This window comes from Streptomyces sp. NRRL S-646, from assembly GCF_000720765.1.
Taxonomy (GTDB): domain Bacteria; phylum Actinomycetota; class Actinomycetes; order Streptomycetales; family Streptomycetaceae; genus Streptomyces.
This window is the reverse complement of sequence record NZ_JODC01000005.1, coordinates 158,878-184,024: the sequence shown is the minus strand read 5'-3', so window position 1 is coordinate 184,024 and position 25,147 is coordinate 158,878. Positions and strand designations below refer to the sequence as shown.

General features: G+C 70.9%; 23 protein-coding genes and 2 pseudogenes. 8 read left to right on the top strand and 17 right to left on the bottom strand.

Annotation, left to right across the window (positions count from 1 at the left end; all coding sequences use genetic code 11):
- Positions 1 to 9 precede the first annotated feature (9 nt).
- On the top strand, positions 10 to 1,287 hold the full coding sequence (locus IH68_RS0110740; RefSeq protein ID WP_030932132.1) for a sensor histidine kinase: 1,278 nt from the start codon (positions 10 to 12) through the stop codon (positions 1,285 to 1,287).
- Here the strand turns inward: IH68_RS0110740 and IH68_RS0110735 are convergent.
- On the bottom strand, positions 1,265 to 2,812 hold the full coding sequence (locus IH68_RS0110735) for an alpha-L-arabinofuranosidase B (protein WP_030932130.1): 1,548 nt from the start codon (positions 2,810 to 2,812) through the stop codon (positions 1,265 to 1,267). The two genes, IH68_RS0110740 and IH68_RS0110735, sit on opposite strands and share 23 nt — an antisense overlap.
- 240 nt (positions 2,813 to 3,052) lie before the next feature.
- Positions 3,053 to 3,424: pseudogene (gene tnpA, locus IH68_RS55150) on the bottom strand (IS200/IS605 family transposase); the annotation flags it as partial.
- A gap of 70 nt (positions 3,425 to 3,494) precedes the next feature.
- On the opposite strand from tnpA, the gene IH68_RS0110720 reads away from it, so the two are divergent.
- Together IH68_RS0110720 and IH68_RS0110715 are read left to right on the top strand one after the other, a co-directional pair.
- The gene (locus IH68_RS0110720; RefSeq protein ID WP_030932126.1) at positions 3,495 to 4,589 is read left to right on the top strand and encodes an RNA-guided endonuclease InsQ/TnpB family protein; all 1,095 of its coding nucleotides are present in this window, start codon (positions 3,495 to 3,497) and stop codon (positions 4,587 to 4,589) included.
- A gap of 57 nt (positions 4,590 to 4,646) precedes the next feature.
- Positions 4,647 to 5,279: a response regulator transcription factor gene (locus IH68_RS0110715; protein ID WP_030932124.1), complete on the top strand. Its 633-nt coding sequence runs from the start codon at positions 4,647 to 4,649 to the stop codon at positions 5,277 to 5,279.
- A gap of 4 nt (positions 5,280 to 5,283) precedes the next feature.
- Here IH68_RS0110715 and IH68_RS0110710 read toward each other — a convergent pair whose 3' ends face one another.
- The 4 genes from IH68_RS0110710 to IH68_RS0110695 form a co-directional block, all read right to left on the bottom strand.
- Positions 5,284 to 6,105 carry a hypothetical protein gene (locus IH68_RS0110710; protein ID WP_030932122.1) on the bottom strand — a complete coding sequence of 274 codons (822 nt, stop codon included), beginning with the start codon at positions 6,103 to 6,105 and terminating at the stop codon, positions 5,284 to 5,286.
- A complete protein-coding gene (locus tag IH68_RS0110705; protein WP_030932119.1) occupies positions 6,105 to 6,647 on the bottom strand; it encodes a SigE family RNA polymerase sigma factor in 543 nt (180 codons plus the stop codon). Before IH68_RS0110705 ends, IH68_RS0110710 begins: the two co-directional genes overlap by 1 nt.
- A gap of 51 nt (positions 6,648 to 6,698) precedes the next feature.
- Positions 6,699 to 8,138, bottom strand: coding sequence for an MFS transporter (locus tag IH68_RS0110700; RefSeq protein WP_107057437.1), 1,440 nt, complete (start codon positions 8,136 to 8,138; stop codon positions 6,699 to 6,701).
- Positions 8,139 to 8,202: 64 nt separating this feature from the next.
- Positions 8,203 to 9,393, bottom strand: a complete 1,191-nt coding sequence (locus IH68_RS0110695; RefSeq protein WP_030932115.1) for a lipid-transfer protein — start codon at positions 9,391 to 9,393, stop codon at positions 8,203 to 8,205.
- Positions 9,394 to 9,597: 204 nt separating this feature from the next.
- On the opposite strand from IH68_RS0110695, the gene IH68_RS0110690 reads away from it, so the two are divergent.
- Positions 9,598 to 11,331, top strand: a complete 1,734-nt coding sequence (locus tag IH68_RS0110690; RefSeq protein WP_030932113.1) for an MFS transporter — start codon at positions 9,598 to 9,600, stop codon at positions 11,329 to 11,331.
- Positions 11,332 to 11,506: 175 nt separating this feature from the next.
- Positions 11,507 to 12,160 carry a class I SAM-dependent methyltransferase gene (locus IH68_RS0110685; protein ID WP_030932110.1) on the top strand — a complete coding sequence of 218 codons (654 nt, stop codon included), beginning with the start codon at positions 11,507 to 11,509 and terminating at the stop codon, positions 12,158 to 12,160.
- A 13-nt stretch (positions 12,161 to 12,173) separates the two neighbouring features.
- On the opposite strand, the gene IH68_RS0110680 is transcribed toward IH68_RS0110685, so the two are convergent.
- Entirely contained in the window at positions 12,174 to 12,434 is a 261-nt protein-coding gene (locus IH68_RS0110680; protein WP_030932107.1) for a Txe/YoeB family addiction module toxin, read from the bottom strand.
- A complete protein-coding gene (locus IH68_RS0110675; RefSeq protein ID WP_030932105.1) occupies positions 12,431 to 12,706 on the bottom strand; it encodes a type II toxin-antitoxin system Phd/YefM family antitoxin in 276 nt (91 codons plus the stop codon). The genes IH68_RS0110680 and IH68_RS0110675 overlap by 4 nt, the downstream gene beginning before the upstream one ends.
- A 129-nt stretch (positions 12,707 to 12,835) precedes the next feature.
- On the opposite strand from IH68_RS0110675, the gene IH68_RS0110670 reads away from it, so the two are divergent.
- The 3 genes from IH68_RS0110670 to IH68_RS0110660 all read left to right on the top strand — a co-directional run bounded on the left by IH68_RS0110670 (position 12,836) and on the right by IH68_RS0110660 (position 15,807).
- The gene (locus IH68_RS0110670; protein ID WP_030932102.1) at positions 12,836 to 13,810 is read left to right on the top strand and encodes an N-acetylmuramoyl-L-alanine amidase; all 975 of its coding nucleotides are present in this window, start codon (positions 12,836 to 12,838) and stop codon (positions 13,808 to 13,810) included.
- A gap of 83 nt (positions 13,811 to 13,893) precedes the next feature.
- Entirely contained in the window at positions 13,894 to 14,679 is a 786-nt protein-coding gene (locus tag IH68_RS0110665) for a DUF5336 domain-containing protein (protein ID WP_030932100.1), read from the top strand.
- 117 nt (positions 14,680 to 14,796) lie between these two features.
- On the top strand, positions 14,797 to 15,807 hold the full coding sequence (locus tag IH68_RS0110660) for an LLM class F420-dependent oxidoreductase (protein WP_030932098.1): 1,011 nt from the start codon (positions 14,797 to 14,799) through the stop codon (positions 15,805 to 15,807).
- Here the strand turns inward: IH68_RS0110660 and IH68_RS49730 are convergent.
- The 9 genes and pseudogenes from IH68_RS49730 to IH68_RS51710 form a co-directional block, all read right to left on the bottom strand.
- Positions 15,797 to 16,337 (bottom strand): annotated as a pseudogene (locus IH68_RS49730) (hypothetical protein). The gene IH68_RS0110660 and the pseudogene IH68_RS49730 sit on opposite strands and share 11 nt — an antisense overlap.
- Positions 16,338 to 16,444: 107 nt before the next feature.
- Positions 16,445 to 16,771 (bottom strand): ArsR/SmtB family transcription factor, encoded by a 327-nt coding sequence (locus IH68_RS0110650; protein WP_030932095.1) that lies wholly within the window; start codon positions 16,769 to 16,771, stop codon positions 16,445 to 16,447.
- Between the two features lie 123 nt (positions 16,772 to 16,894).
- The gene (locus tag IH68_RS0110645; protein WP_030932093.1) at positions 16,895 to 17,833 is read right to left on the bottom strand and encodes an alpha/beta hydrolase; all 939 of its coding nucleotides are present in this window, start codon (positions 17,831 to 17,833) and stop codon (positions 16,895 to 16,897) included.
- A gap of 38 nt (positions 17,834 to 17,871) precedes the next feature.
- Positions 17,872 to 18,834 carry an NADP-dependent oxidoreductase gene (locus IH68_RS0110640; protein ID WP_051833356.1) on the bottom strand — a complete coding sequence of 321 codons (963 nt, stop codon included), beginning with the start codon at positions 18,832 to 18,834 and terminating at the stop codon, positions 17,872 to 17,874.
- Positions 18,831 to 20,060, bottom strand: a complete 1,230-nt coding sequence (locus IH68_RS0110635; protein ID WP_030932089.1) for an MFS transporter — start codon at positions 20,058 to 20,060, stop codon at positions 18,831 to 18,833. The genes IH68_RS0110640 and IH68_RS0110635 overlap by 4 nt, the downstream gene beginning before the upstream one ends.
- The gene (locus IH68_RS0110630) at positions 20,057 to 22,288 is read right to left on the bottom strand and encodes a prenyltransferase/squalene oxidase repeat-containing protein (protein ID WP_159403664.1); all 2,232 of its coding nucleotides are present in this window, start codon (positions 22,286 to 22,288) and stop codon (positions 20,057 to 20,059) included. Before IH68_RS0110630 ends, IH68_RS0110635 begins: the two co-directional genes overlap by 4 nt.
- A 98-nt stretch (positions 22,289 to 22,386) precedes the next feature.
- Positions 22,387 to 22,935: a chorismate pyruvate-lyase family protein gene (locus tag IH68_RS0110625; protein ID WP_051833352.1), complete on the bottom strand. Its 549-nt coding sequence runs from the start codon at positions 22,933 to 22,935 to the stop codon at positions 22,387 to 22,389.
- Positions 22,932 to 24,185 (bottom strand): hypothetical protein, encoded by a 1,254-nt coding sequence (locus IH68_RS0110620; RefSeq protein ID WP_051833350.1) that lies wholly within the window; start codon positions 24,183 to 24,185, stop codon positions 22,932 to 22,934. Before IH68_RS0110620 ends, IH68_RS0110625 begins: the two co-directional genes overlap by 4 nt.
- A complete protein-coding gene (locus IH68_RS51710; RefSeq protein WP_051833348.1) occupies positions 24,182 to 25,105 on the bottom strand; it encodes an acyltransferase in 924 nt (307 codons plus the stop codon). Before IH68_RS51710 ends, IH68_RS0110620 begins: the two co-directional genes overlap by 4 nt.
- Positions 25,106 to 25,147: the final 42 nt, after the last annotated feature.

Genomic DNA, 25,147 nt, shown 5'->3' with positions numbered 1-25,147 from the left:
AGCAGAGACATGTCCTGGATACGAGGGGTCGCCTGTCAGGTGGACCAGTGGTGGGCGGCGCGGGCGCAGTGGAAGGCGGACATGGGGGAGTTCAAGGCCGCGCAGAAAAAGGCCCGCAGGACCGGGAAGCAGCCCGAGCACCTGGGCCCGCCGCCGACCGGCTTCGGGCTGCTGCCGTGGCTGCTGATGGGTATGGGCGCGTTCTCCAACGTCATCCAGGGCAAGACCGCCAACCCGTGGATCGGCGGCCTCGGCCTGCTCGCCTTCAACTCCCTCTATATCTATGTGACGTTCCGCTCCTTCGACCGGCGCAAGCGCGAGGAGCGGTCCACCCGGGTCGCACTGCTGCTGATGGCCGTGCTGACCACGGCTCTGGCCCTCGGCTACGGCGGCAACTGGCTGATGTTCTTCCCGCTGCTGGGCCTCGCCACGGGTGCGGTCCTGCGCGGGCCGTGGCTGGGCCGGACAGGGATCCTGCTCGCCGTGTTCGCCGGCGCCGTCTCCGTGTACCGAGACGGGTCGGACGCCGTGACCATCGCCTACGGCACCTTCCTGTCGACGTTGGTCACCGCTGCGATCCTCTCCCTGTCCGAGGCGGTACGTGAACTGCAGGCGGCCCGCGAGAAGCTGGCGCACCAGGCGGTCGAGAAGGAGCGCCTGCGCTTCTCCCGCGACCTGCACGACCTGCTCGGGCACACCCTGTCGGTGATCGTGGTGAAGTCGGAGGCGGCCCGGCGGCTGGCCCCGCGGAACCTGGACGCCGCGCTCACTCAGATCGGCGACATCGAGTCCGTCGGCCGCCAGGCGCTGACGGAGATCCGCGAGGCCGTGACCGGCTACCGCGAGGGCAGCCTCGCCACCGAACTGGACCGGGCCCGCTCGGCCCTGTCCGCGGCGGCCGTCGAACCGGTGGTCCTCCGCTCGGGCGCGCCCCTCGCCCCGCAGACCGAGGCACTGCTGGGCTGGGTGGTGCGGGAGGCGGTCACGAACGTCCTGCGGCACGCCGGCGCCACGCGCTGCGAGATCACCGTGCAGAGCGGCCCCGAACGCGTCAGCCTCACGGTCGCGGACAACGGGGAGGGCGCCCCTTCCATGGCCCCCTCCCCGCCCTTGCCCGGCATCGGCGGCACCGGCCTCAAGGGACTGACGGAACGCCTCGCGGCGGCCGGCGGCTCCTTGCAGGCCGGCCCGTCGCCGCGAGGCGGTTTCACCGTCACCGCCGAACTCCCCGTGGAGGCAGGCGACGCGTCCGAACCCGTGGCGGCTACGGCGCCCAGGGCGTGCTGACGACCCAGCTCACATCGTTGGTCCAGGACGTGGAGCTGTCCCAGGTGTTGGAGCCGCCGTTGCTCGCTATGTAGACGTTGAAGTTGTAGTGGCGGAGGAACTTGGTCGGATAGTTGTACGAGGCGAACGAGGTCCCGGTGCCGCTCTTGCCGGTCGTCGGGCAGAAGGTCGCGTCAGATCTGAACTGCGCTGTGCCGTCCATGGGTTGCCGCTGCAGCTGGTAGTTGTAGTGGCGCAGGTAGTCACCGGGGTAGTTGCGCGACTCGAAGGAGACGCAGGAGCTGCCGGCCAGGCCCCGGCGGACGATCCAGGTGGCGTCGTTCTTGTCGAGCGTCGAACTGCTCGAGGTGATCGGGGAGATGACCGCAGCGTCGTTCTGGTGGCGGATGTAGTCGCCCGTGCAGCACGAGGTCGTCGCGCGCAGGGAGATCTCCGAACCGGGGGTCAGTGAACCGGTGGAGCCGGTCGCACCGCCGTAGCCGACGGAGACGATGTTCGCCTGCACCGAGTTGTCGGCGGCGTCCGTCGGGATGCCGGAGGTCATGACGCCCTCGAAGAAGGACCCGATGGAGCCGTTGCTGTTGTCGCCGCCGGTGCCGAGGACGATCGCGCCCTCCTGGTGCATGGGCGAGTAGCCACTGGTGGTGGGTTCACCGCCGGAATAGGTGGTGGTGAGGCCGCCCGATTGGGCATTGCCGTACTTCAGCGCGAAATGGTCCTGCCCGTTGTTCTTCAGCAAAGCCGTCACGAAGGGCATCGGCCCGGTGCCGGTGTTCGAGGTGTTCTTGCTGTAGCCGGAGTCCGACTGGAAGAGGCCGTTCTCCAGGTCGGCCTGCACCCATGGGCCGCCGCCGTAGCACGGGGAGAACCAGCACTCGGTGCCGAAGTTGATGGCGTCCATGTGGCCGTTGCCGGTGTCCTTGTTGTTCGTCTCGGCGTTGCCGTAGTCGAAGCAGCACCTGCCGTTGACGTGGGTGCCGGAGGTCACCATGTACATCCCCTCGGCCTGCCCGTTGACGGCGACACCGGAGGTGGAGTTGTCCCGGTAGCCCATGCCGGCCGAGATCTCCAGGCCGTAGACCTGGTGCCCGCCGACGGTCACCGGCAGGGCGTCGGCGGGTGCGCCGACATCGGCCGCGCCGGCCCCGCCCGCCCCCTCGACCGTCAGGTCGTTGTGGCGCGAGGACTGGTCGTAGATCTTGGTGATGATGCAGGTGGTGCCGGAACAGAAGGAGTCCTGGGCGGCCGCGTTGGCATACCCTCCGGCGGCCAGCAGCCCGATGTTCGCGGTGGCGCCGTCCGAGGCCCGCTGCACCTGGTAGAGCGAGCCGTTGTACGACGAGTAGAGCGCCCGGACGAGGCTGTGCGCGGCGACGCAGGGGGTGCCCGCGGCGGCGTAGATGTCGCAGGGCAGCGAGCCCGCCGCCTGCGCCTGCGGCACGCCGGCCGCGAGCGCCAGGACCGTGACGAGCGCGGAGAGCGCGGCCAGGGCCGCGGTTCTGAGTCTGGAGAACCTGGAGAACAAGGTGGAGCCTCCTTCATGTCCGACATACCGAACACCGTTCGACCGAAATTCCGAACCTATTTCAACGATCGAAATGCCGAACAATTGCGAGTGGGGATGCGCGCACAGGAATTGTAAAGGCGAACTCCCAATGCAGACGCGATTGTTGGGCCGAAGTTGGAGGCCGTCAAGACTCGCGGAACGGAACAATGACAAGTCTTTAGACGAGCCCTTAATCGGGCCGATGCCCCTCAGCCCCCCGTCGATGTACTGACGTACAACGGTCAGCGGTGCCCCACCACAGGACCCGGCAAAGTAGGACCGGGACCAGAAATGGCCGTGCATGGTGGCGCGGTTGACCTGGCCGGTGTACTCCTGGCGACGGGACGAGACGCCCTTCAACGAGTTGACCAGCTTCGACAGCGCGACCTTCGGCGGGTAGTGCACGAGCAGGTGCACGTGATCGTATTCGCCGTTGAACTCCTTCAATTCCGCTTCGAAGTCGGCGCATACGGCCCGCATGATCTCTTCACAGCGTTCCAGCATCTCGGGCGTGAACACGCCGCGCCGGTACCTCGTGACAAACACCAAGTGTGCATGGAGGTGGTAGACGACGTGTGCTGAGCGTCTGATGTCGGGTGCAGCTTCCCATCGAGGCTACGCTGATCTACATATCGGCCAACGAGCAGGCTGGGGAGGGACATTGAAGCATCAGCGTGGCCACAAGGCCTGGCTCTGTCTCACCCCTGCCCAGGCGTTGGCCGCCGAGGATCAGGGGCATGCGGCCCGAACGATGTGGAACCTCGTGCACGACTGGTGGACGATGCTCCCCAAGGACAAGCGGAACCTCGCCACCGCCGATGCGGCGATCAGGCAGGGCCGCAAAGAACTTCCCTGGCTCAGTGTTCTCCCCGCACAGGCGGCGCAGGCGGTACTGAAGACGTACTTCCAGGCCTGGAAGAACTGCTGGGAAGGCCGGGCTGACGCCCCGAACTTCAAGGGCCGCTTCCGCTGCCGCATGGCCATCGACATCCCGCAGGGCCGCGACCTCCAGATCGTGCGCCTGAACCGGCGGTGGGGCCGGATGTGGGCACCGAAGATCGGGCACGTCCTGTTCCGCTGGACCAAGGATCTCCCGGTCGGTAAGCGTGCCGACAAGGACAACCGGGTCACCGGGGCCCGGCTTGTGAAGGAAGCGGACGGCTGGCACGTCGTCTTCCGCGTCCAGTGCGATGTGCCCGAACCGGCTCCGCACACCGGGCCCACCGTGGGCATCGACCGAGGAATCACCAAGCCCCTCGCCCTCTCGGACGGCACGTTCCGCGAGCATGGACCCTGGCTCACCAAGGGCGAGGCCGAACGACTGCGCCGCCTGGAGAAAACGAAGGAACGAGGGCGCAACGCCCGCAAGCCCGGCGAGAAGAACTCGCGTCGCCTGACGCGCACGTACGACCAGATCGCCCAGCTCCGCGCGACAGCCAAGCGCCGAGCGATCGACTGGCAGCACAAGACCACCACCGGCATCGCCGAGACGTTCTCGCGCGTCGGGGTGGAAGCTCTGGCCATCACCAACATGGTCAAGTCAGCCAGGGGAACCGTGGAATTCCCCGGCAAGAACGTCCGCCAGAAGGCCGGGCTGAACCGGGCGATCGCCGGGGAGGCGTGGGGCCGGACCGTGACCATGCTGGAGTACAAGACCGCCGACCGAGGCGGTGGGCAGGCGGTGTCAGGACGTGGAGACCTCGGGGATACCCGGTCTGCGAAGCGTCAACCACCCACTCAGCCGCACGCCGCCTGAAGTGGGATTCCGCCCCGTTCACGGGGCGGAGGATGCCAATCTTGGACCGTGAACGAGATGCCCCCGGATCACCGGCCGTCGAAGAGCGTGCGGGTCCTGCTCGCCGAGGACCAGGGAATGATGCGGGGCGCGCTCGCCCTGCTGCTCGGCCTGGAGGAGGACCTGGAGGTCGTCGCCCAGGTCGCGGCGGGCGACGCGATCGTGGACGCCGCGCTCACCCACCGGCCCGACGTGGCCCTGCTGGACATCGAACTGCCGGGCATGAGCGGCCTGGACGCGGCGGCCGAGCTGCGCGAGCAGGTCCCCGACTGCCGGGTGCTGATCCTCACCACCTTCGGGCGGCCCGGCTATCTGCGCCGCGCCATGGAGGCCGGAGCGGCCGGCTTCCTCGTGAAGGACGGTCCCGTAGAGGAGTTGGCCGCCGCGATCCGCCGGGTGCTGACCGGCGAGACCGTGATCGACCCCGCGCTCGCCGCCGCCGCGCTCAGCGCCGGGCCCAGCCCCCTCACCGCCCGCGAGTGCGACGTCCTCAAGGCGTCCGTGGACGGCGCGACGGTCGCCGACATCGCCGCCAAGCTGCACCTGTCCGAGTCGACGGTCCGCAACTACCTCTCGTCCGCCATCGGCAAGACGGGCACCCGCAACCGGATGGAGGCGATGCGGGAGGCTCGTCAGCAGGGGTGGCTGTGATTTCTTACCCGGTCACCGCCGCCGTGTCATAGCTGGTTCCCTTCGGCGCCAGGCATACGAACCAGCTGTCCGGGGAGCCCTCGGCGGGCCGGATGGCCTGCATGAGGCCGTTGTTCAAGTAGGTGTGCGCCGGATCCCTGTGCAGGATCGTGCTCGTGCCGTCCTTCCAGGTGCAGGTGACCTGCTGGGCTGTCTTGGCGATCCGGCCGACCACGAGGCGCGTGGGCTCGGAGCTGGACTTCAGCCCGCCCGCCCCGGAAACCAGGTCCGTGCCCCTCTGCCTGTCCCCCTTGGACAGCATCTGGTGGATCAGCAACGACGGCTTGCCATCGTAGGTCTTGGACACGAAGAGGGCGCTCTTGCCGATCAGGTCGGAGGCCTCGCGGATCTCCCCGGGGTATTCCCCGGACTCGGTCATGGCCGTCAACTGGGCCTGCGCCTCAGCCACATTGCGCGGCGCGTCCCACACGTCGACGGAGACATTCCACTCCTTGCCGTCCTCGAACCCGCTCGCCAGCGTGGTGTTGTGCGGCTCGGCCTGGAACGAATCCGGCAGCGTCGTCGGCGGATGCGTCGCCACCTGCGCCCCCCGGTGCCCGTCCCCGCCACCCGGCAGCCCCGCAAGCGCCACCGTCCCCGTCGTCCCGACGATCGCCAGCGCGGCACCCGCCGCCACCGCCCAGCGCCGCGCCCTGCGCCGCCGTCCGCCGCGGATCACCGCCTGGGTGGGGGCTATACCGATCTCGACCCCGTCCGCCGCGTCGGCGAGCAGCAGGGCGATGTCGGTGTTCGTCATGTCGTGGTTCGTCTCCCGGTCCGCGCTCATCACTTACGCCCTCCCCCACTTGTCACCATGTCCGCCAGTCCCGGTATGGCGCGGAGTTTCGCGATCCCCTTGGCCGCGTTGCTCTTCACCGCGCCGACGCTGCAGCACATCGCCTCCGCCGTCTGTGTCTCGGTGAGGTCCTCCCAGTACCGCAGGACCACCGCCTCCCGCTGCCGCAACGGCAGCTGGGCGAGCGCCGTCAGCAGGACGCCCCGGTCGTCGGCCTGCGCGATGCGGTCACCCGTGTCGGCAACCTCGCGCACCAGCCCCGAGTCGTCCTTCGGCGCCAGGAACTCCCGCAGTTTTCTGCGGTGTTTGCGCGCATGCGCGTTGATCATCACGCGCCGTACATACGCCTCCGGGTCGTCCGCCGAGCCGACCCGGCGCCAGGCCACGTAGACCTGCTCGAGCGTCGACTGGACCAGGTCCTCCGCGGCGTGCTGTTCCCCCGTGAGGAGAAATGCCGTGCGCAGCAGCCGCGGCCAGCGGCCGGTGACAAAGCTCTGGAACTCCTTGTCCCGAGCTTCCTTGCGATCCCCCATGGGCACCTCCTAGATGTCTAAAGGAGTCCATGGGCAGCCCGGACCGTTGCCTCACGCCGCGGAACTCTTCGAAATTGTCCGCGGCAGCCACACCAGCATCAGCACCGCCCCCGCGAGCAGCACCCCGGTGCCCGTCCGGAACACCAGCGCGTACCCCTCCGTGAGCGCCCCCGGAGCACCGCTGTCCGCCGTCCGCGTCGCCGCGATCGTCGACATCACCGCGAGCCCCAGCGAGCCGCCCATCGTGCGCGACGTGTTGACCAGCCCCGACACCAGTCCGGCCTCCCCGGGAGCCGCCCCCGAGGTCGCCAGCGCGGCGAGCGGGGTCGCCGTGAGGCCCGCCCCCAGCATCATCAGGATCCCCGGGAACATGATCTCCGTCAGATAGTTGCCCTGCGGCGTCATCATCGACTGCCAGCCGAAGCCCACCGCCGCCAGGAGAGTCCCGAACACGGCCACGTTCCGCGCGCCGAACACCGGCAGGAATCGGGGCGCCGACTTGGACCCGAGCAGCACCGTCAGGGAACTCGGCACCAGCGCCAGCCCGGCCTCGAAGGGCGTGTACCCGAGCACGTTCTGCGCGTACAACGTCATGAAGAACCACATGCAGAACATCGCGGACCCGTTCACGAACATCGCCGCGTTCGCCGACGACACGGCCCGCACCCGGAACAGCCCGAGCGGCATCAACGGCGCCGCCGTGCGCGCCTCCACGACCAGGAACAGCGCGATCAGCGCCAGCCCGGCGGCCGGCGGCACGCCCGTGGCCGCCGCCGTCCACCCCTCCGCCTCGGTCTGCGAGATCCCGTACGCCAGCGTCCCGAGCCCCGCCGTCACCAGCAGCGCACCCGGCAGGTCGAGCCGCCGCCCGTCCCCGTTCCGGCTCTCCACCAGCCACCGCATCGAGCCGGCCAGCACCAGCGCCCCGACCGGCACGTTGATCAGCAGCACCCACCGCCACGACAGCCCGTCCACCAGCGCCCCGCCGACCAGCCCGCCGGCTGCTCCACCACCGGCACCCACCGCGGTCCAGGTCGCTATCGCCCGCGCCCGCGCGGCCCCCTCCGGAACGGCCGACGTGAGAAGCGTCAGCGTCGAGGGCGCGAGCACCGCCGCCCCCAGCCCCTGGACGGCCCGCGCGACCAGCAGTTGACCGCCCTCCTGTGCGAGCCCGCCGCCCAGCGAGGCCGCCGTGAACAGGGCAAGCCCCACCAGGAACATCCGCTTGCGCCCGTACAGGTCCCCGGCCCGCCCGCCGAGCAGCATGAACCCGGCGAAGGCGATCGTGTACGCGTTCACCACCCACTGCAGCCCCTGCGGACTCAGCCCCAAGTCGGCCCGCATCGACGGGAGCGCCACATTGACGACCGATATATCGAGCACCACCAGGAACTGCCCGGCGCAGGCGAGCGCCACGACCAGCCAGGTGGGAGGAGTGGTCCGGCGGGACGAGGCCCGGGTGACATCAGCGGCTTCCAGCATGCCTGTCATGCTCTCAACCGGGTTACGCTCCTTGCATCGGGATTTCGCCGGACCCGGACGTAGTCCGCAGGACCTACACCGCCCGCACGAGCGTCACCACCGCCGCCCCGCCCAGCCCGATGTTGTGCGCAAGCCCGACCTGCGCCCCCGGCACCTGCCGCTCCCCCGCCTCTCCCCTCAACTGCCACACCAGCTCGGCCACCTGGGCGATCCCGGTCGCCCCCAGCGGATGCCCCTTGGAGATCAGCCCGCCGGACGGGTTCACCACCCACCGCCCGCCGTACGTCGTCGCCCCCGACTCGACGAGCTTCCCGGACTCGCCCTCCCCGCACATTCCCAGGGCCTCGTACGTCAGCAGCTCGTTGACCGAGAAACAGTCGTGCAGCTCTACGACGTCCACGTCGCCGATCCCGAGCCCGGCCCGCTCGTAGACCTGCCGCGCCGCCTCCCTGGACATCGGCTGCCCCACGACGTCGATGCACGAGCCGGACGCGAAGGACTCCTCCGTGTCGGTCGTCATCGCCTGCGCCACGATCTCGACCGCTCGCCCGCCCAGCTCCCGCCGCTCCACGAACCGCTCCGACACCACCACCGCGGCCGCCGCGCCGTCCGACGTCGGTGAGCACTGCAGCTTGGTCAGCGGCCGGTGGACCGTGCGCGCGGCGAGGATGTCGTCCACCTCGTACACGTCCCGGAACTGCGCGTACGGATTGTGCGCCGAGTGCCGGTGGTTCTTGGCGGCCACGGCGGCGAGCTGCGCCTCGGTCGTGCCGTACTTCTCCATGTGCTCGCGGGCCGCGTCGCCGAAGATCTGGGCGGTGGGCGGGGTCATCTCGAAGCCGTGGCGGGCGGCCATGATGCCGTAGTGCCGCGCGACGGGGGAGGTGGAGAAGTCGCCCCCGTCGGCTCCGCTCCCCAGCGCGCCCCTCTTCATCTTCTCGAAGCCCAGCGCCAGTACGCAGTCGGCCGCCCCACCCTCGACGAGCTGCCGGGCCAGCATCAGGGCGGTCGAGCCGGTCGCGCAGTTGTTGTTGACGTTGTAGACGGGGACGCCGGTGAGACCCAGCTCATACGCGGCACGCTGCCCGGCTGTCGAGGGCTGGAAGCAGTACCCAACGGGAACCTGTTCCACATCGCCGTACGAGATCCCCGTATCGGCCAGGGCGGCACCACCGGCCTCCCGCACCATGTCCCAGTACTGCCAGCCACGGCTCTCGGGCTTCTCGAACCGGGTCATCCCCACCCCGACGACGTAAGCCTTCATGGCGGTGCGGTATGCCTTCATGGCGCGCGAGACTAGAACACGTTCCACCAACCCGCCAGGCCTGACGACTGATCAGATTCCCATGACCGGGTCAAGAATTCATTAGAGACCCGAAGCAACGGAATAGTTGCCTGTGCATACGAGGTTTACCCAGCACTTATCTCACACAGCTCTTCATCTCGTACGGCCTGGAGGCCTCACTCAATGACGCACACGACGACCGAACAGCCCGCCCGGCGGGCGAGCGGGGCCGTGGTCCCGGTGCTCGCCTTCGCGGGCATCGTTGTCGCGGTGATGCAGACCCTGCTCGTCCCGGTCATCAAGGACCTGCCGCAGCTGCTGGACACCGCACCCAGCAACGCCACCTGGGTCCTGACCTCGACGCTTCTCTCGGGAGCCGTCGCCACCCCGATCATGGGCCGCCTCGGCGACCTCTACGGCAAGCGGCGGATGCTGATCCTCAGCCTCGCCGTGATGGTGGTCGGCGCCCTGATCAGCGCCCTCACCAGCGAACTGCTCACGATGATCGCCGGCCGTACGCTCCAGGGCTTTGCCATGGGCGCCATCCCGCTCGGCATCGGCCTGATGCGCGACATGCTGCCCCGCGAGAAGCTCGGCTCGGCGATGGCCCTGATGAGCTCCTCCATCGGCGTCGGCGGCGGCCTCGCCCTGCCGCTCGCGGCCCTGATCGCCCAGCACGCGGACTGGCACGCCCTCTTCTACGGCGCCGCCGGTCTCGGCGCCCTCTCGATCCTCCTCACCCTCCTCGTCGTACCGGAGTCCCCGATGCGCGCCGAGGGCTCCTTCGACGTGCTCGGCGCACTCGGCCTCTCCGCCGGTCTGGTCCTCTTCCTCCTGCCGATCACCAAGGGCAGCGACTGGGGCTGGACCTCCGGCACCACGCTCGGCCTGTTCGCCGCGTCGGCCGTCGTACTCGTCCTGTGGGGCGTGATGGAGCTGCGCGTGGCCGCGCCGCTGGTGGACCTGCGGACGACGGCCCGCCCGGCGGTGCTCTTCACCAACCTGGCCTCGATCATGGTCGGTGTCTCCTTCTACGTCGTCTCCCTCGTCCTTCCCCAGCTGCTCCAGCTCCCGAAGGCGACCGGCTACGGCCTCGGCCAGTCGATGGTCGTCGCGGGCCTGCTGGTGGCCCCGCTGGGCCTGACGATGATGTTCACGGCGCCGGTCTACGCCCGCCTGTCCGCGAAGTACGGCCCGAAGGTCACCCTGATCCTCGGCATGCTGATCATCGCGATCGGCTACGGCGCCGGGCTCGGCCTGATGAGCGCGGCATGGCAGAGCCTGGTCATCGCGGTGGTGCTCGGCGCGGGCATCGGCCTCGCGTACTCGTCCCTGCCCGCGCTGATCGTCGGCGCCGTCCCGGCGTCGGAGACGGGCGCGGCGAACGGCCTCAACACGCTGATGCGCTCGATCGGTACGTCGGTGTCGAGCGCCGTCATCGGCATGGTGCTGGCCAACACCGCGAACAACGTCGGCGGGGTCGAGATCCCGACCATGCACGGCTTCCGCGTCTCCTTCCTGATCGCGACCGGCGCGGTCGCCGTCGGTCTGCTGATGGCCCTGTTCCTGCCGAAGCCGAACCGGGCGCCGCAGCTGCGCGCGAGCAGCGAGGAGGACGACGCCGTCGTGGAGCGGGCGGAGGAAGTGCTGCGCGGGTTCCGTGGCCGGGTGCTCGGTGCCGACGGGGTTCCGGTGGCCCGGGCCAAGGTCACGCTGATCGATCGGCGTGGCCGGCAGGCGGGGGCGGCGGTCTCCGACGAGGACGGGAGCTATGTGCTGGCGGTACCGGCCGAGGGGGCGTATGTGCTGGCCGCACGGGCGGTGGGGCATGGGCCGCTTGCCTCTTCCGCGACGCATCCCGGGGAGGCGACTGTGGACGTGGATCTGTCGTTGCCCGGCGAGGCAGTGACCGCTTAGCGCCCAGCGGGGTGCCGCGCCGGGCCACCTGGCGTCTGCGGGTTCGTTGTGGCTTGTCGCGCAGTTCCCCGCGCCCCTAAAAGCCAAAAGCCTTTTGCCGCACCCCCTGTCGAATCACCGGCCGCGGGTGCGGCAGCATGGGGCCGCAGACGTGCGTACGACTGGAAGGACACCCATGGCCGCGGCCGCTCCCAAGCCCGAGATCCTGGCTGCGTTCGAGGCAGCGAAGGGGTTTATGCCGACGGACGAGGGGTTGGCCCTGTACGCCGCCGCCGTCGAGGCGGGCGCGCTGGGGCTGCCCCTGCTGGAGGTCGGTACGTACTGTGGCCGCTCCGCGATCCTGCTCGCCGACGCCGCCCGCGAGAGCGGGGTCACCGCGTTGACCCTCGACCACCACCGCGGCAGCGAGGAGCAGCAGCCGGGGTGGGACTACCACGACCCGGAGACGGTCGACCCGGAGATCGGCCTGATGGACACGCTGCCGACCTTCCGGCGGACGCTGCACCGCGCGGGGCTGGAGGAGCACGTGGTGGCACTGGTGGGCCGGTCGCCGCAGGTCGCGTCGTTCTGGGGCACCCCCCTCGGCCTGGTCTTCATCGACGGCGGCCACACCGACGAGCACGCCACCGCCGACTACGAGGGCTGGGCCCCCCATGTGGCCGTAGGCGGGCTGCTCCTCATCCACGACGTCTTCCCGGACCCGAAGGACGAGTTCACCGGCCAGGCGCCGTACCGCGTCTACCTGCGAGCTCTCGACTCCGGCGCCTTCACGGAGGTCTCGGTCACCGGATCGCTGCGCGTACTGCGGCGAACAGGTGCAGGCATGTGACCTCCGACCAGTCTCAGCTGTAGTGATAGCGAGCTTTGAGGATCTTCACTTCTTTGTCGTCTGCCCGGTACACGAGACGGTGTTCGTCATCGATCCGCCGAGACCAGTAACCGGACAACTCACCTTTCAGTGGCTCCGGCTTGCCAATCCCTTCGAACGGGGTGCGCTGGATCTCGCCGATCAGCCGCGTGATCCTCCGGGCCGTCTTCCGGTCGGCGGCAAGCCAGTACAGGAAGTCCTCCCACCCATCCGGGTCAAAGGACACACTCCTCACTCCTCGCCTCCGGCAAGGTCGCGGAGTTCATCCATCGATTTCGCGACAGCCGCCTCGCCCGCCTTGTCGCGCGCGACCGCCTCCATGAGGCGTCTGGCGTTGGCAGGGGAGCGCAGCAGATAGACCGTCTCCTGCCACGCGTCGTAGTCGTCGGCCGACATCAACACGACATCGCCGCTCTTCGAGCTGATCCTCACGGGGGTGTGATCGGTGTTCACGCGCTCGATGAGAGGAAACAGCGTCCTCCTGGCCTCGGTGGCACTTATCGACATGTGTGCACTCTCCTCCCATAGCGTACCGAAGAAAGGTACCACGCCGGTACAGGATCCCTGTACCACCTATGGCGAGTCGAAGAACTCGAGGTCCCAGCGGATTGGATGGACGCCCCGTAGGGTGGCCACGTGTCGTACGTAGGCCCGGACTTCGATCCTCCCCAACCCCGCCGCCCCCGTCGCAGCCCCCTGACCATCGCGGTCGCCGCACTCGTGCCGGGGGCCTTGCTCGGGTGGCTGGTGTACGAGGCCGTGGGCGGGAGTGGGAACGACGGCGGCGGGGCGGCCCAGGCGACCGTACGGACGTCCGGGACGGCGACGTCCGGCGCGCCCGCCTCCTCTCCCGCCGCCGCCGACGACAAGAACCCGAGCAGCCCGGTGCCCACCCTCGCCTCCCCCACCTCGTCGGCGCCCGCCGCCTCCGGCCCTCTCAAGGGCAAGGTCGTCGTCATCGACCCGGGCCACAACCCCGGCAACTTCCAGCACGCCACCGAGATCAACCGCAAGGTGGACATCGGCACGAACAAGAAGGAGTGCGACACGACGGGTACGTCCACCAACTCGGGCTACACCGAAGCCCAGTTCACCCTGGACGTGTCCCACCGCCTCAAGGCCCTGTTGGAGAAGCAGGGCGCCACGGTGAAGCTGACCCACGACGGCAACTCCCCTGCCTGGGGCCCCTGCGTGGACCAGCGGGCGCAGATCGGCAACAAGGCCCACGCCGACGCAGCGATCTCCATCCACGCGGACGGCTCCGCCGCCGGCAACCGCGGCTTCCACGTCATCCTTCCCGGCTCCGTCCACGCGGGCGCCGCCGACACCCGCCCCATCGTCGCCTCCTCCGCCAGCCTCGGCGAGCGCATCGCGGGCAACTTCGTCCGCGTCACGGGAGAACCGCCCTCCAACTACATCGGCGACGGCACCGGCCTCGTCACGCGTAAGGACCTGGGCGGTCTCAATCTGTCAACGGTTCCCAAGGTGTTCATCGAATGCGGGAACATGCGCGATAGCAAGGACGCGGCACTGCTCACCAGCGGTGCGTGGCGACAGAAGGCCGCGCAAGGAATTTCTGATGGAATCGTGAGCTTCCTGCACGGTTCGTGATCAGCGGGCTGATCCCGGCGGACGCCTTGGTCGGGCGGACGATAGTGTCTACCGACGACGAGACGACTTACGAAGGACCTGAAGTGAATATCCGCTCCCTCACACGAGGCGACGGCGTGGTGATCGGGGCAGCGGTGTTGCTGTTCATCGCGTCGTTCCTCAACTCCTACACCCTCTCCGGCTACGACCTCGACGTGAACGCGTGGGACAGCCTCGGCGTGGGCCTGGGCGTCTACATGAGTGGCGTCATCGGTGCCGCCCTGATCGTCGTCAACCGCGCGCTTCCGCAGCCGCGCAAGGTCGTCGGCCTCGACCTCGGAGCGGTGGGCACGGCGTTCACTGTCCTCGTGGCGTGGAGCCTGTTCTGGTACCTGGTGGACAGCGGCAAGAACACCAGCCCCGCCGCCGGTCTCATCCTCGGCTTCGTCGCCGCCCTCGTCCTGGCCGGCGCCGCCATCGCCACGCCGCTGCTCCCCCCGCTCCAGGCCGCCCTGATGCCCGCCCCCAAGCCCCAGGCCCCCCAGCCCTACGGCGCCCAGCCCCCCGGTGGCTACGGCTACCCCGGCGCCGGACAGCAGCAGCCCTACGGCGGGCAGCCGCAGCCGGGTCAGCCCTATGGTGCCCAGCCCCAGCAGGCACAGCAGCCGCAGGCTCCGCAGCCGCCGGCCGGGGACTTCTCGCCGTTCTGGTTTGCGGTGCCCGTGCCGCGGCCGCTGTTCGCGGAGGACGGTTCGCCCACGCCGATCGCCGAACTCGCACCAGGCACCTGGTACCTGGCCGTCGAGCAGCGCGGCCCGGCCCTGGTCGCCCAGACGCAGGACGGCCGCCGCGGTGTGCTGCAGGACACCTCCGGGATCCAGCGCGGCTGACGCCCGCCGAACGAGCAACCACCGGCCCCTCGCCCTTCCGGGCGGGGGGCCGTTGTCGTACAGTCGCAGATCCCAGCCCCGTACCTGACTGACCGTCAGTTATCTGATGGAGGCCTCATGCGACTCGGTCTCGCCCTCGGCTACTGGGGCCGCGGCCCCTCCCCCGACCACCTGCCGCTCGCGCAGGAGGCCGAGCGGCTCGGATACGACTCCGTCTGGACCGCCGAGTCGTGGGGATCCGACGTCTTCACTCCCCTGACCTGGATTGCAGCTCAGACGTCAACCATCAAGCTGGGAACGGCAGTTGCACAGATGGCCGCCCGCTCCCCGACCACCACCGCCATGCACGCCCTCACCCTCGACCACCTTTCCGGCGGGCGCATGATGCTCGGGCTGGGGCTCTCGGGGCCGCAGGTGGTGGAGGGGTGGTACGGGCGGCCGTTCCCCAAGTCGCCGCTGACCGCGACCCGGGAGTACGTGGACGTCGTACGGCAGGTGCTCAGGCGGGAGGGGCCGGTCGTGCTCGACGGGCGGTTCCACTCCCATCCGTACAGCGGCGCGGACGGGACGGGCATCGGGAAGGCCCTCAAGTCCATCACCCACCCCTTGCGTCCCGACCTTCCCATCCTTCTCGGCGCCGAAGGGCCGAAGAACGTCGCGCAGACGACCCGTATCGCCGACGGCTGGCTTCCCCTGTACTGGTCGCCGACCCGCCCCGAGGTGTACGAGGCCTCGCTCACCGATGCCCCCGACGGCTTCCTCGTCGCCCCCATGGCACAGGTCCGGGTCTGCGACGACGTCCGCGAAGGCCTGCTGCCCGTGAAGACCATGCTCGGCTTCTACATCGGCGGAATGGGGCATGCGGCCCGCAACTTCCACGCCGATCTCATGGCTCGCATGGGGTACGAGGAAGAGGCCCGGCGCATCCAGGAACTGTTCCTGTCCGGGCGGCGCGAGGAGGCCGTGCTGGCCGTGCCCGACGCCTTCGCGGACGAGATCTCGCTCGTCGGACCGCGTGAACGCATCACCGAGCGGCTGGAGTTGTGGCGGAAGGGGCCGGTGACGGACTTGCTGGCCCTGGCCCCCGACCGGGCGACGCTCCGAGTCCTCGCCGAACTCAACTCCTAGGAACGGCCGTCCGTTCGCCGGCCGACGACACCTTGTCGGTGACCTCGGCGCCCGCGCTCTTCCCGGCGTCCTTCACCTTGTTGATGATGTCGTCGAAGGAACTCACCGTGGAGTCGGCCGACTCGCCCTTGCGGAGTCTGGACGGCAGGTCCTTGAGAGCGGCGATCCCCGCGCCGAGCGGGGTGAGGGCCTTCGAGAGGGTGGGGTCGCCCTGGGCGTTGCGGGTGGCGGCCTTCAGCCCGTCGTACGCGAAAGCACCCGCGAGGCCCGCCTTGACCAGCGCGAACTTCCGCCCGTGCGCACCCTCCTTGAACTTGCCGGCCTTCCAGGGCTTCACCATCCACTGGTACGTCGCCCCGGCCCGCGAACTTCTGCCGTTCGGCGGAGGTGCTGGGGCTGGGGGTGTCGGCGGCGACGGCCACGACGGCCGCCGTGTCCTGGGCGGCAACGGCGCCGCGGGAGCAGGCGGTGGTGCCGGCGAGGAGGGCGCAGCAGAGGGGGAGCGCCGCGATCAGGCGCCGTACGGGCACGGCTGTCGGTACGGGCACGGGTCCTCCCGGGTGTGTTCCCCGAGCGGGTCTTCCTCCGGCAGCCTGCCTCCGCGCGCGCCGCGCCACTCGGGACGCCGGCGGGGCCCTCAGACGCGGGCGAGGGCCGTGTCCGGGGCCGTGACCTGCACCGCGTCCAGGAGGCCCGGGAAGCGGGTGTCGATGTCGTCGCGGCGGAGGGTGATGACCCGGGTGGTGCCGCGGACCTCGGTGTGCATGACGCCGGACTCGCGCAGCACCTTGAGATGGTGGGAGAGCGTGGACTTCGCGATGGGGTAGTCCAGTTGTCCGCAGACCCGCGAGCCCTCCTCGTGGAGCACCCGGGCGATGTCCCTGCGGATCGGATCGCTCAGTGCGTGCAGTACCCGGTCCAGAGAGATCTCGTCCCGGTCGGGGTGGAAGAGTCCGGCGCGCATACCCACCCTCCTCGTCTCGCTCGTCGGTGTCCGTCCTGTCCCCCGATGCACCCTCTTTCAAGGTTCTACGATCATAGAACACGGGGCGGGGCGCCGGAAGCGACCCCCCGGCGCCCCACGCGGTCAGCCGTGCAGCGCCGTCCGCAGCACGGTGATCCGTTCCTCCGCCCGCCGGAGCGACACCTTCGCCGTCGGGATCAGATAGGCCAGGTGGTACGCCCCGGAGAAGACGTGGGTCTCGACCGGCACCCCGGCCGCGAAGAGGCTCTCCGCGTAGGCCACGGCCTCGTCCCGGCAGGGGTCGTACTCCAGCGCCGTCACATACGCCGGCGGCAGGTCCGACAGGTCCTTGGCCCGGCCGGGGGCCGCGTAGACCGGCACGTCGTCGGCGCCCGCCCGTTCACCGAGGTAGTGGTGCCAGCTGATCTCGGCGTTCGGTGTGTTCCAGCCCGGGGTGTCGGTGAACCGGGCCATGCTCAGGGTGGTCCGCCGGTCGTCGAGTTCGGGCAGGTCCAGATACTGGAAGGCGAGCTTCGGCCCGCCCCGGTCACGGGCCAGCAGGGCCACCGCCGCGGCGAGTCCGCCGCCGGCGCTGATGCCGTGGACCGCGATCCGGTCCGCGTCCACGCGCAGTTCCCCGGCCCGGGCCGCCAGCCATTCCAGGACCGCGTAGCAGTCCTGCAGGCCCGCCGGGTAGGGGTGTTCGGGGGCGAGCCGGTAGCCGACCGAGACGACGACGGCGCCGGCCCGGCGGGCGATGTCCAGGCAGGTGTCGTCGTCGACCTCGATCCGGCCGATGACGAAACCGCCGCCGTGGATGTTGAGGACCGCCGGCAGGTCGTCCGTCGTGCCGGCGGGCCGGTAGATCCGTACCGGCACCCGGGGGTTGTCCTCCGGGCCGGGGGCCTCCAGGTCGGTCACCTCGACGCCGGTGGTGTCGGGAGCGGGCCGCGCGGCACCGGCCGCGATCAGCGTGGCGCGGGTCCTCGGGGGTTCTGTCAGGTCGAAGACCCCGAAGTTCCCGGCGGCCTCGGCGAGGTCGGCGTCATAGCGATAGGTCATGGTGCGTGTCCTGTTCGGGGGTGGGGGGACGGTGCCGGTCAGGCGTCCTGTCGAGGGGTGGGGGCGGCCTCTCCGGGAGTGGGGGGAACGAGCACGATCTTGCCGCCGAGCCCGCCCTTCTCCCCCAGCGCGAGAGCCTCGGCGGCGCGGGAGAGGGGAAGGCGTGCGGCGATGGGGAGTTCGAAGGGACTGTGGCCGATCAGATCGAGGGTGGAGGCCAGTTCGAGGGGGACGTGCTCCAGGTAGGGCACGCCGAGCGCCTGTACGGCCGGGTCGGCGACGATGGTGACGCGCCGGGCCGCCTCGGTCACCAGCCGTACGGCGGTCCCGGCGGGCCCGAGGCCGCCCGCGCAGTCGATGCTCGCGTCGAACGGGCCCAGTTCCGCGAGCCGTTCGGCCTCCTGGGCGCCGTACTCGACGGGCACGGCGCCCAGTCGGCGCAGCAGGTCGTGGTGGCGGGCGGAGCCGGTGCCGACGACCCGCGCGGCTCCGATGAGCAGGGCGAGCTGGACGGTGGCGAGACCCACTCCGCCGGACGCGCCGTGCACCAGGAGGCGTTCGCCCGCGCGCAGACCCACCTGGCGCAGTGCCGAGTAGGCGGTGCCGGCGGCGACGGGCAGCACCGCGGCCTGCTCGGCGTCGAACCGGTCGGGCCAGGCGGTGAGTTCGTCGGCCTCCTGGGCGGCCGGGACGGCCTCGTGGAGCCGGTAGGTGCCGGGCCGGCCGTGCCGGACGACCCGGTCGCCGACCCTGAAGCGCCGTACCCCGGCGCCCACTTCGACGACCACGCCGGCCGCCTCGACGCCCAGGCAGGCGCCGGGGAGGTCCAGCGGGAGGTGGGCCCTCAGGTCGCCGCGCAGGATCTTCCAGTCGATCGGGTTGACGCCGATCGCTAGGTAGCGGACCACGACCTCGCCGGGGCCCGCGGAGGGCACCGGCAGGTCGGTGGCGTACAGCTCGTCCGGTGTGCCGTACCGGTCGAACAGGACGGCCGTGCTCATACGGCGGCGGCCTCCTTACGCCGGAACGCCCCGGCCGCCGTGTAGACGCCCAGGAAGACCAGATAGGCGGCGACGGTGAAGCCGGCGACGCCCCAGAAGCCGTGGCCCTTGGCGAGCAGGACACCGCCGACCGCGCCGCCGATGGTCGTACCGACGTACATGGCGGCGTTGGCGAGGGAGGAGACGGTGCCGCGGGCGGTCTCGGTCTGCTGCTGGAGGATGCTCATGAACACCGGGAAGACGAACCCGGCGACCATCATCACCAGGGCAAGCAGGACGAGCGCGGTGGCGAGGTTCGGGGAGAGCGGCACCACGCAGTACAGGGCGCCCATGACGAGGACGGCGAGGAGCAACGACCGGTACAGGCCGAGGCGCGCGACGAACCGGCTGCCGAAGAGCGAGCCGACGACGTTGCCCGCGCCGACCGCCATCATCGCCGTGCCGACTGAGCCCACGCTCAGCCCGAAGTCCTTGGTGAACCAGGAGCCGTAGAACGAGATCGCCTCGAAGTTGCCGGTCTGGAAGACCAGGTAGCCGAGGAGGTACCAGCGCAGCCGGCCGGAGCCGAGGATGGTGGCGTAGGTGCGCAGGATGTGCCGGGGGCCGGCGCCCGCCGCGCCGGGGCGGCCGGGGACGGACGGGAAGTAGCGGGCCAGCAGCAGCCACAGCAGGAGCGAGACACCGCCGATCGTCCAGAACGGCAGGTGCCAGGAGACGGCCGCGAGCCAGCTGCCGAGCGGGATTCCGGCGAACTGGGCGATGGACAGACCGGCGGTGGCGAAGCCCATGGTGCGCACGATCAGCTCGGGCCGGACCAGGACCGGGATGGAGGCCCAGATCTGCGGGGAGACGAACGCGGCACTCACACCGGCCAGGAACCGGAAGAGGATCATCGTCCAGAAGCCCTGGGCGAAGCCGCACAGCGCGGTCGTCACGATGAATCCGACGAGCCCGCCGAGCAGCACCCGGCGGCGGTCCCGGCCGTCCGAGAGGGGCCCGGCGATCAGGGCGAACAGGGCGTAGCCGAGGGCGTAGGCGCTGACCATCCAGCCGGAGACGTCGCCGGAGACGTCGAAGGTGTGGGACAGGGTCGGCAGCAGCGGGGCGACGAGGAAGGTGTCCGTGCCGATCACGAACATGGTGGCGAAGGCCAGCAGGGACACGGTCCTCGGCGCGGGGCCGGTGGTCTCGGCGACGGGGGCCGAGGTGGAGGAGACACTGGTCATGTCATCATCACCGCCCAGGAGCGGTTGAGTTTCCCTTCGAGCATGTGAAGGGCCTGGACCGCGATGAACCCTTCGTCGGTGGTTTCGGACGGCCCGCCGGGTGTCCGGGAGAAGCCGCCGTCGGCGCTCTGCCGGACCGCGATCCACCGCACGCAGGCGTCGGTGTCGGCGGGGCCTGAATGGAGGGCGCCCAGCATGTAGAGCGCCCCGATGGCGTGGTAGGAGCCGACAAAGCTCTCCACCGAGCCGTCCCGGTAGCGGAAGCCGCCTGCCTCGGTCTGGAGGCCGTGCAGCCAGGCCGACGTCCGCTCGGCGTGCGGCGGGCGCAGTCCGAGCGCGATCAGCGCGCCCACCACCCGGAAGGTGGCGAACGTGTCGGAGGGCGAGCCGGGCAGATTGCCGTATCCCCCGTCGGGGTTCTGGCAGGCCAGGAGGAACGCCACGAGGTCGTCGGGGCGTTCGGGCCGGGCGTCGAGCGCGACCAGGGTGAGGGTCGCGAGGTGGGAGTGCCAGGCGTCGGCGGGGAATCCGGGCGCGTTGCCGAAGCCGCCCTCGGGGCGCTGGCAGTCCTTGAGGAACCGCACACAGGCGTCGCGGTCGAAGTCGGGGTGGTCGCCGCCGCCCAGGACGACGGCGGTGAGGACGGCGCAGTAGGTGGTGAACGTCTCGGAGGGCAGGGAGGGTTGCTCGCCGAAGCCCCCGTCGGGGTTCTGGGTGGCGAAGACCCCGCGAAGGACGCCGGGCACGTCCGGGACCTCTTCGCCGAGGGCCAGCAGGTCGGAGACGACGTGCAGCACGGAGAAGGTCTGCGCGGTGCGGTCCGAGCGCAGGCCGAGGGGTGCGCGGTAGGGCGTGAGGCCGTAGCCGAGGCCGGACTGGGTGGACCTGAGCCAGCGCAGATACGCCGCGAAGTCGACCAGTCCGTCGGTGACGGGCGCGCTGGTGACATGGCCGAGGTCGTTGTCGAAGGGGTCCGGTTCGGGCGGCTCGGTGAGCGCGGGCGCGGCGGGTGCGGTGGGCACCCGGTCGCCGAGCGCCCACAGGGCGAGCAGCTGGGTGTGGGCGTGCTTGCCGTGGAAGGGCACATAGGTGGTGTTGCCGACGGCGAACGAGCCGGTGCTGCGCGGCGGGACCAGGACGTGCCGGGCCAGCGGGACGGTGGGGTCGACCGGGGTGGAGAACCAGCTGCCCTGCCCCTGGAAGACCCCGCCGGCCCGGACGTCGGTGTACCGCTCGACCTCGGCGGCGGCGTCCTCGGCCAGCGCCTTGAGGCGTACGGCGGTGTCGTCGTCGTGGGGGACGCCGGAGTCGTCGCCGGTCATGAGGGCGGCGGTGCGGCGGGCGGCCAGCGCCAGCAGGGCGTGGTCGGCGACGAGTTTGGCGGGGAAGGGCGAGTCGGGCCTGCCGTGCAGGGCGGCGATCGGGTCGACGCGGACCACGGAGTCGGCGCCGCTGCGGTCCCAGTAGCCACGGGCGCCGGTGTGGCCGTGGTGGGCCTGGATGTGCAGCAGGGCCCGGCGGGCCCGGTCGGCGGCGGCGCTGTGGCCGCGCCGGTGCAGTGCGGTCCAGGCGAGGGCGGCCAGGGCGCTCGCCCGGGCGCGGTGGCCGTGGAGGGTGTCCGGTTCGCCGCGCGGGGTGAGGGCGGCCCAGACGCCGTCGCCGTGGACGTACCGCTCCAGGTGGTGCGCGGCCGTGTCGAGGAACGGCGCGTCGGAGGTAGTGACGGCGTCGGCGGCGAGGACGAGGAGCGCGGTGTCCTCCAGGGGGCTCGCCCCGTCCAGGACGGTGCTCCAGGAGCGGTCGAGGCGGGCGGGCCAGTCGTGGCGCAGGACGGCCCCGGTGACCCGGTCCAGCCGCTCGCGGGCTTCGGCGGTGAGGGCGGCGTCGTAGAGCAGGACGCCCGCCCGGTGCAGGGCCCAGGCGGCGAGGGCCTGGGTGGCGGGGGTGCGGATGTCGCCGACCGGGTGTGCGGCGCCGGTGACGTCCAGAAGTTCACGGAAGCCCGGCTGTTCGGGGTCGGTGAACTCCCGCAGGGCGGCGAGGAGTCGGGCGGTGAGGTCCAAGTCGTCGGGGCCGGGCAGGACCAGCAGGGCGAGGGACGCGTCGCGCAGGGTGCGGTCGGGGGTGATCACGTCGGCGGCGTCGCGGCCGAGGACTGCGGGGAGGCGGGCGTCGGCGTCCAGGAACTGTTCCAGGACGAAGGTGCGCAAGGAGGGAGGGGCGCTCAAGAGGTGACTCCTCGTCGTCGCACGGCATCTTCGTTGTTCGTGAAACATCGAATAAGCCGGAATCGTAGCAGGGCGGAAGCCGGGTGGCCAGGGAGCGTTCAGCCGGTACGGGGCAGCGGGTCGTCCCGTCCCGCGTCCGGCAGCGGACGGACGAGGTCGGGGCTGAACCGCTCGTGGACGTAGAGCCGTACACCGTCGTCGCAGGTGATGACGTACTCCTTGTACGCGCACGGACGCGGGCGCCCGTCCTCCGGCCACTCACCGGTTCCCGACGAGAGGATCTCCCGGTGCTGCCGGGTACGCCCCTGCCGCAGCCGCAGGCCCAGCGGGGCCGGGTCCTCCGCGGAACCCGACCAGGCGGCCGGCGGCGCGGTGAAGACCACGGTGTTGCGGCTGACCGCCCGCCCCTCCGGGGTGCGCAGGACCGAACTACGCCGTACCGCCGTGCCGTCGGCGGGGAGGCCGAGCGCACGGACGGCCGTGGCGCTCAACTCCCGGACGGGAACCCGCTCCTGACGTTCGACGTGCACGGTGAGCGGGGCGTCCAGGAGGGCTTCGAGGAGCAGGGTGGTCGAGCCGTCCCCGGCGAGCAGCATCCGGGTGGCCGAGGCGATCAGGGAGACGTCGCCGTACGGGGGTTCGCTCACCGCAGGGCCCCCTCGACCGGCCGCGATCCGGAGCGGGCCGTGCGGGCCGCGTCGGCGAGCAGTGCGGCGGCGCGGGCGGTACCCCGCCCCTCCGGGGCGATGGCGAGGTGCGCGGAGGACGGGACGCCGCTCCGGGCTCCGATGAACGGCCGCACCGCGTCGGCGAGTTGGTCGGCCGCGGGCGCGATCAGGGACGGGAAGCCGAGCCGGCCGAGCCGGTCGGAGGCCTCCACCTCGTGGTACTCCGCCAGGCTGCTGAGCACGAACACCGTGGGCACACGCAGCGCGGCCACCTCGGTCACGGTGATCCAGCCGGGCGCCGACAGCAGGACGTCGGCCTCCTGGAGCAGCGGCATCCAGTCGGGCAGATAGGTGAGGACCACCACGTCGTCCGGTGCCTCCACCCACTCCCGGCCCAGCAGCACGAGCTGGAGGTTGGGGTGGAGGCGCTTCAGACGCCGGTGGGCGAGGATGTACGACTCGATGACGCGCTGCTTGTTCTCCCAGAACATGCTGGTGCCGCCGACCGATCCGACCATCAGGGGGCCGGGGCCGAGGCCCAGGGAGGCGCGCACCGCACTGCCGTCGGACCGCTCGGGTATCTCGCGGATCATGGGGCCGGTGAAGACGGCCCGGCCGGTGGCCAGGGCGGCGGCGACCGAGGTGCCGGCGTCGAGCTCGGGGACGTACGGCTTGTCGGTGAGCACGATCTCGGCGGTGGAGACGATCCAGTCGAAGACCGTGTGCAGGGAGTTGCGGCCGCGCCGCAGGTCCTCGCGGTCGACGTGGAATCCGGCCGCCTCCAGGGTGGGGTCGTCGATCTGGAGCAGCGTGAAGTCGTACCGTTCGGTGACCAGGGCGTGCGGCACCCCGGCGATGGCGGCGGCCATACTGGCGGAGATGTTGTAGTCGCTCACCACCAGGTCGGGCGCCAGGTCCTGGTAGTGGGACAGATACCCCAGCACCCGCTCGCCGTTGACGAAGGCCGGGGCGACATAGCCCTTGATGTAGCTCTGCCAGTCCAGCTCACGGGTGAGGTTGGAGCTGGTGGCGTGGTCGACGAGACCGCCCGCGATGTCGACGGTCTTGACGCCGGCCGCCTCGAAGAGCGGCCCGAAGGTGGATTGCAGGGAGCCGAGCAGGACGGTGAGCTCGGCGTCCGGTGACTGGCGGCGCAGCTCGCGCGCGAGGGCGAGGGAGCGCATGTTGTGGCCCGAGCCGGTCGGCGCGGGCGCGAAGACGATCCTCATGACGGGTTCCTCTCCAGGACTCCGGAGGTGGTGTGCCGGGCGGGGACGTTCCCGACGACGACGGCACCCGCGGTCACCTCGGCGCCGTCGCCGAGGACACAGGGGCCGACGAGGGTGGCGTCCGCGCCGATGCGCACGCCCGCCCCGATGGAGACCGGGCCGCCCTGCCAGGGCAGGGAGCGCCGGGTGAGGTCGTGACCGCTGGAGACGACCAGGACGCCCGGGCCGAGTTCGGCACCGGCGCCGATGTCGATGCCGTCGGACGCCTCCAGGACGGCCAGGTCGCCGATCCGTACGCCGGGGCCGCAGCGCAGCCCGCCGCGCGGCGAGGGGCCGTCGGCGCGGCCCATGGTGATCACCCCGGCCCCCAGGCGGACGTCGGGCCCGCCGGAGAGATCGGCGTCGAGGACTCCGCCGCCGCCCGAGGTCCAACCGGCGGGCAGCGGCCTGCGGTTGGAGTCGAGGCGGGCGCGGACCCGGCCGAGGATGGCACCGAACTCGGGCGGGCCGTCCTCGGCCACCTCGCGCCGACGCAGCACCCGGGCCGGGCGCCCCACGACGACGGTGTCCGCCGGCACGTCCGCGGTGACGTGCGCGCCCGCGGCGACGACCGCGCCGGGGCCGATCCGGACACCGGGCTCGACGACGGCCCGGGCACCGATCCAGGCCGCGGCCTCGACCAGCACGGGTGCGGCACCGGGCCGGCCGATGCGGGCCAGGGAGGCGATCTGGGTGCCGGAGACGATCCGCGCACGGCCGATCCGGCAGCGGAATCCCACGAACACCCCGCCCTCGACCACACAGCCGTGCAGGGCCGTGCCGTGGCGGATCCAGGCACCGGGCCCGACGGCCGAACCGGCTCCCACCTCGGTGCCGGCCTCGACAAGGGCGGCGGGATCGACGGTTAAGGAATGCTCCATGGCAATGGAAACTAAGACCATTCAACTCCCCGACGCAAGCAC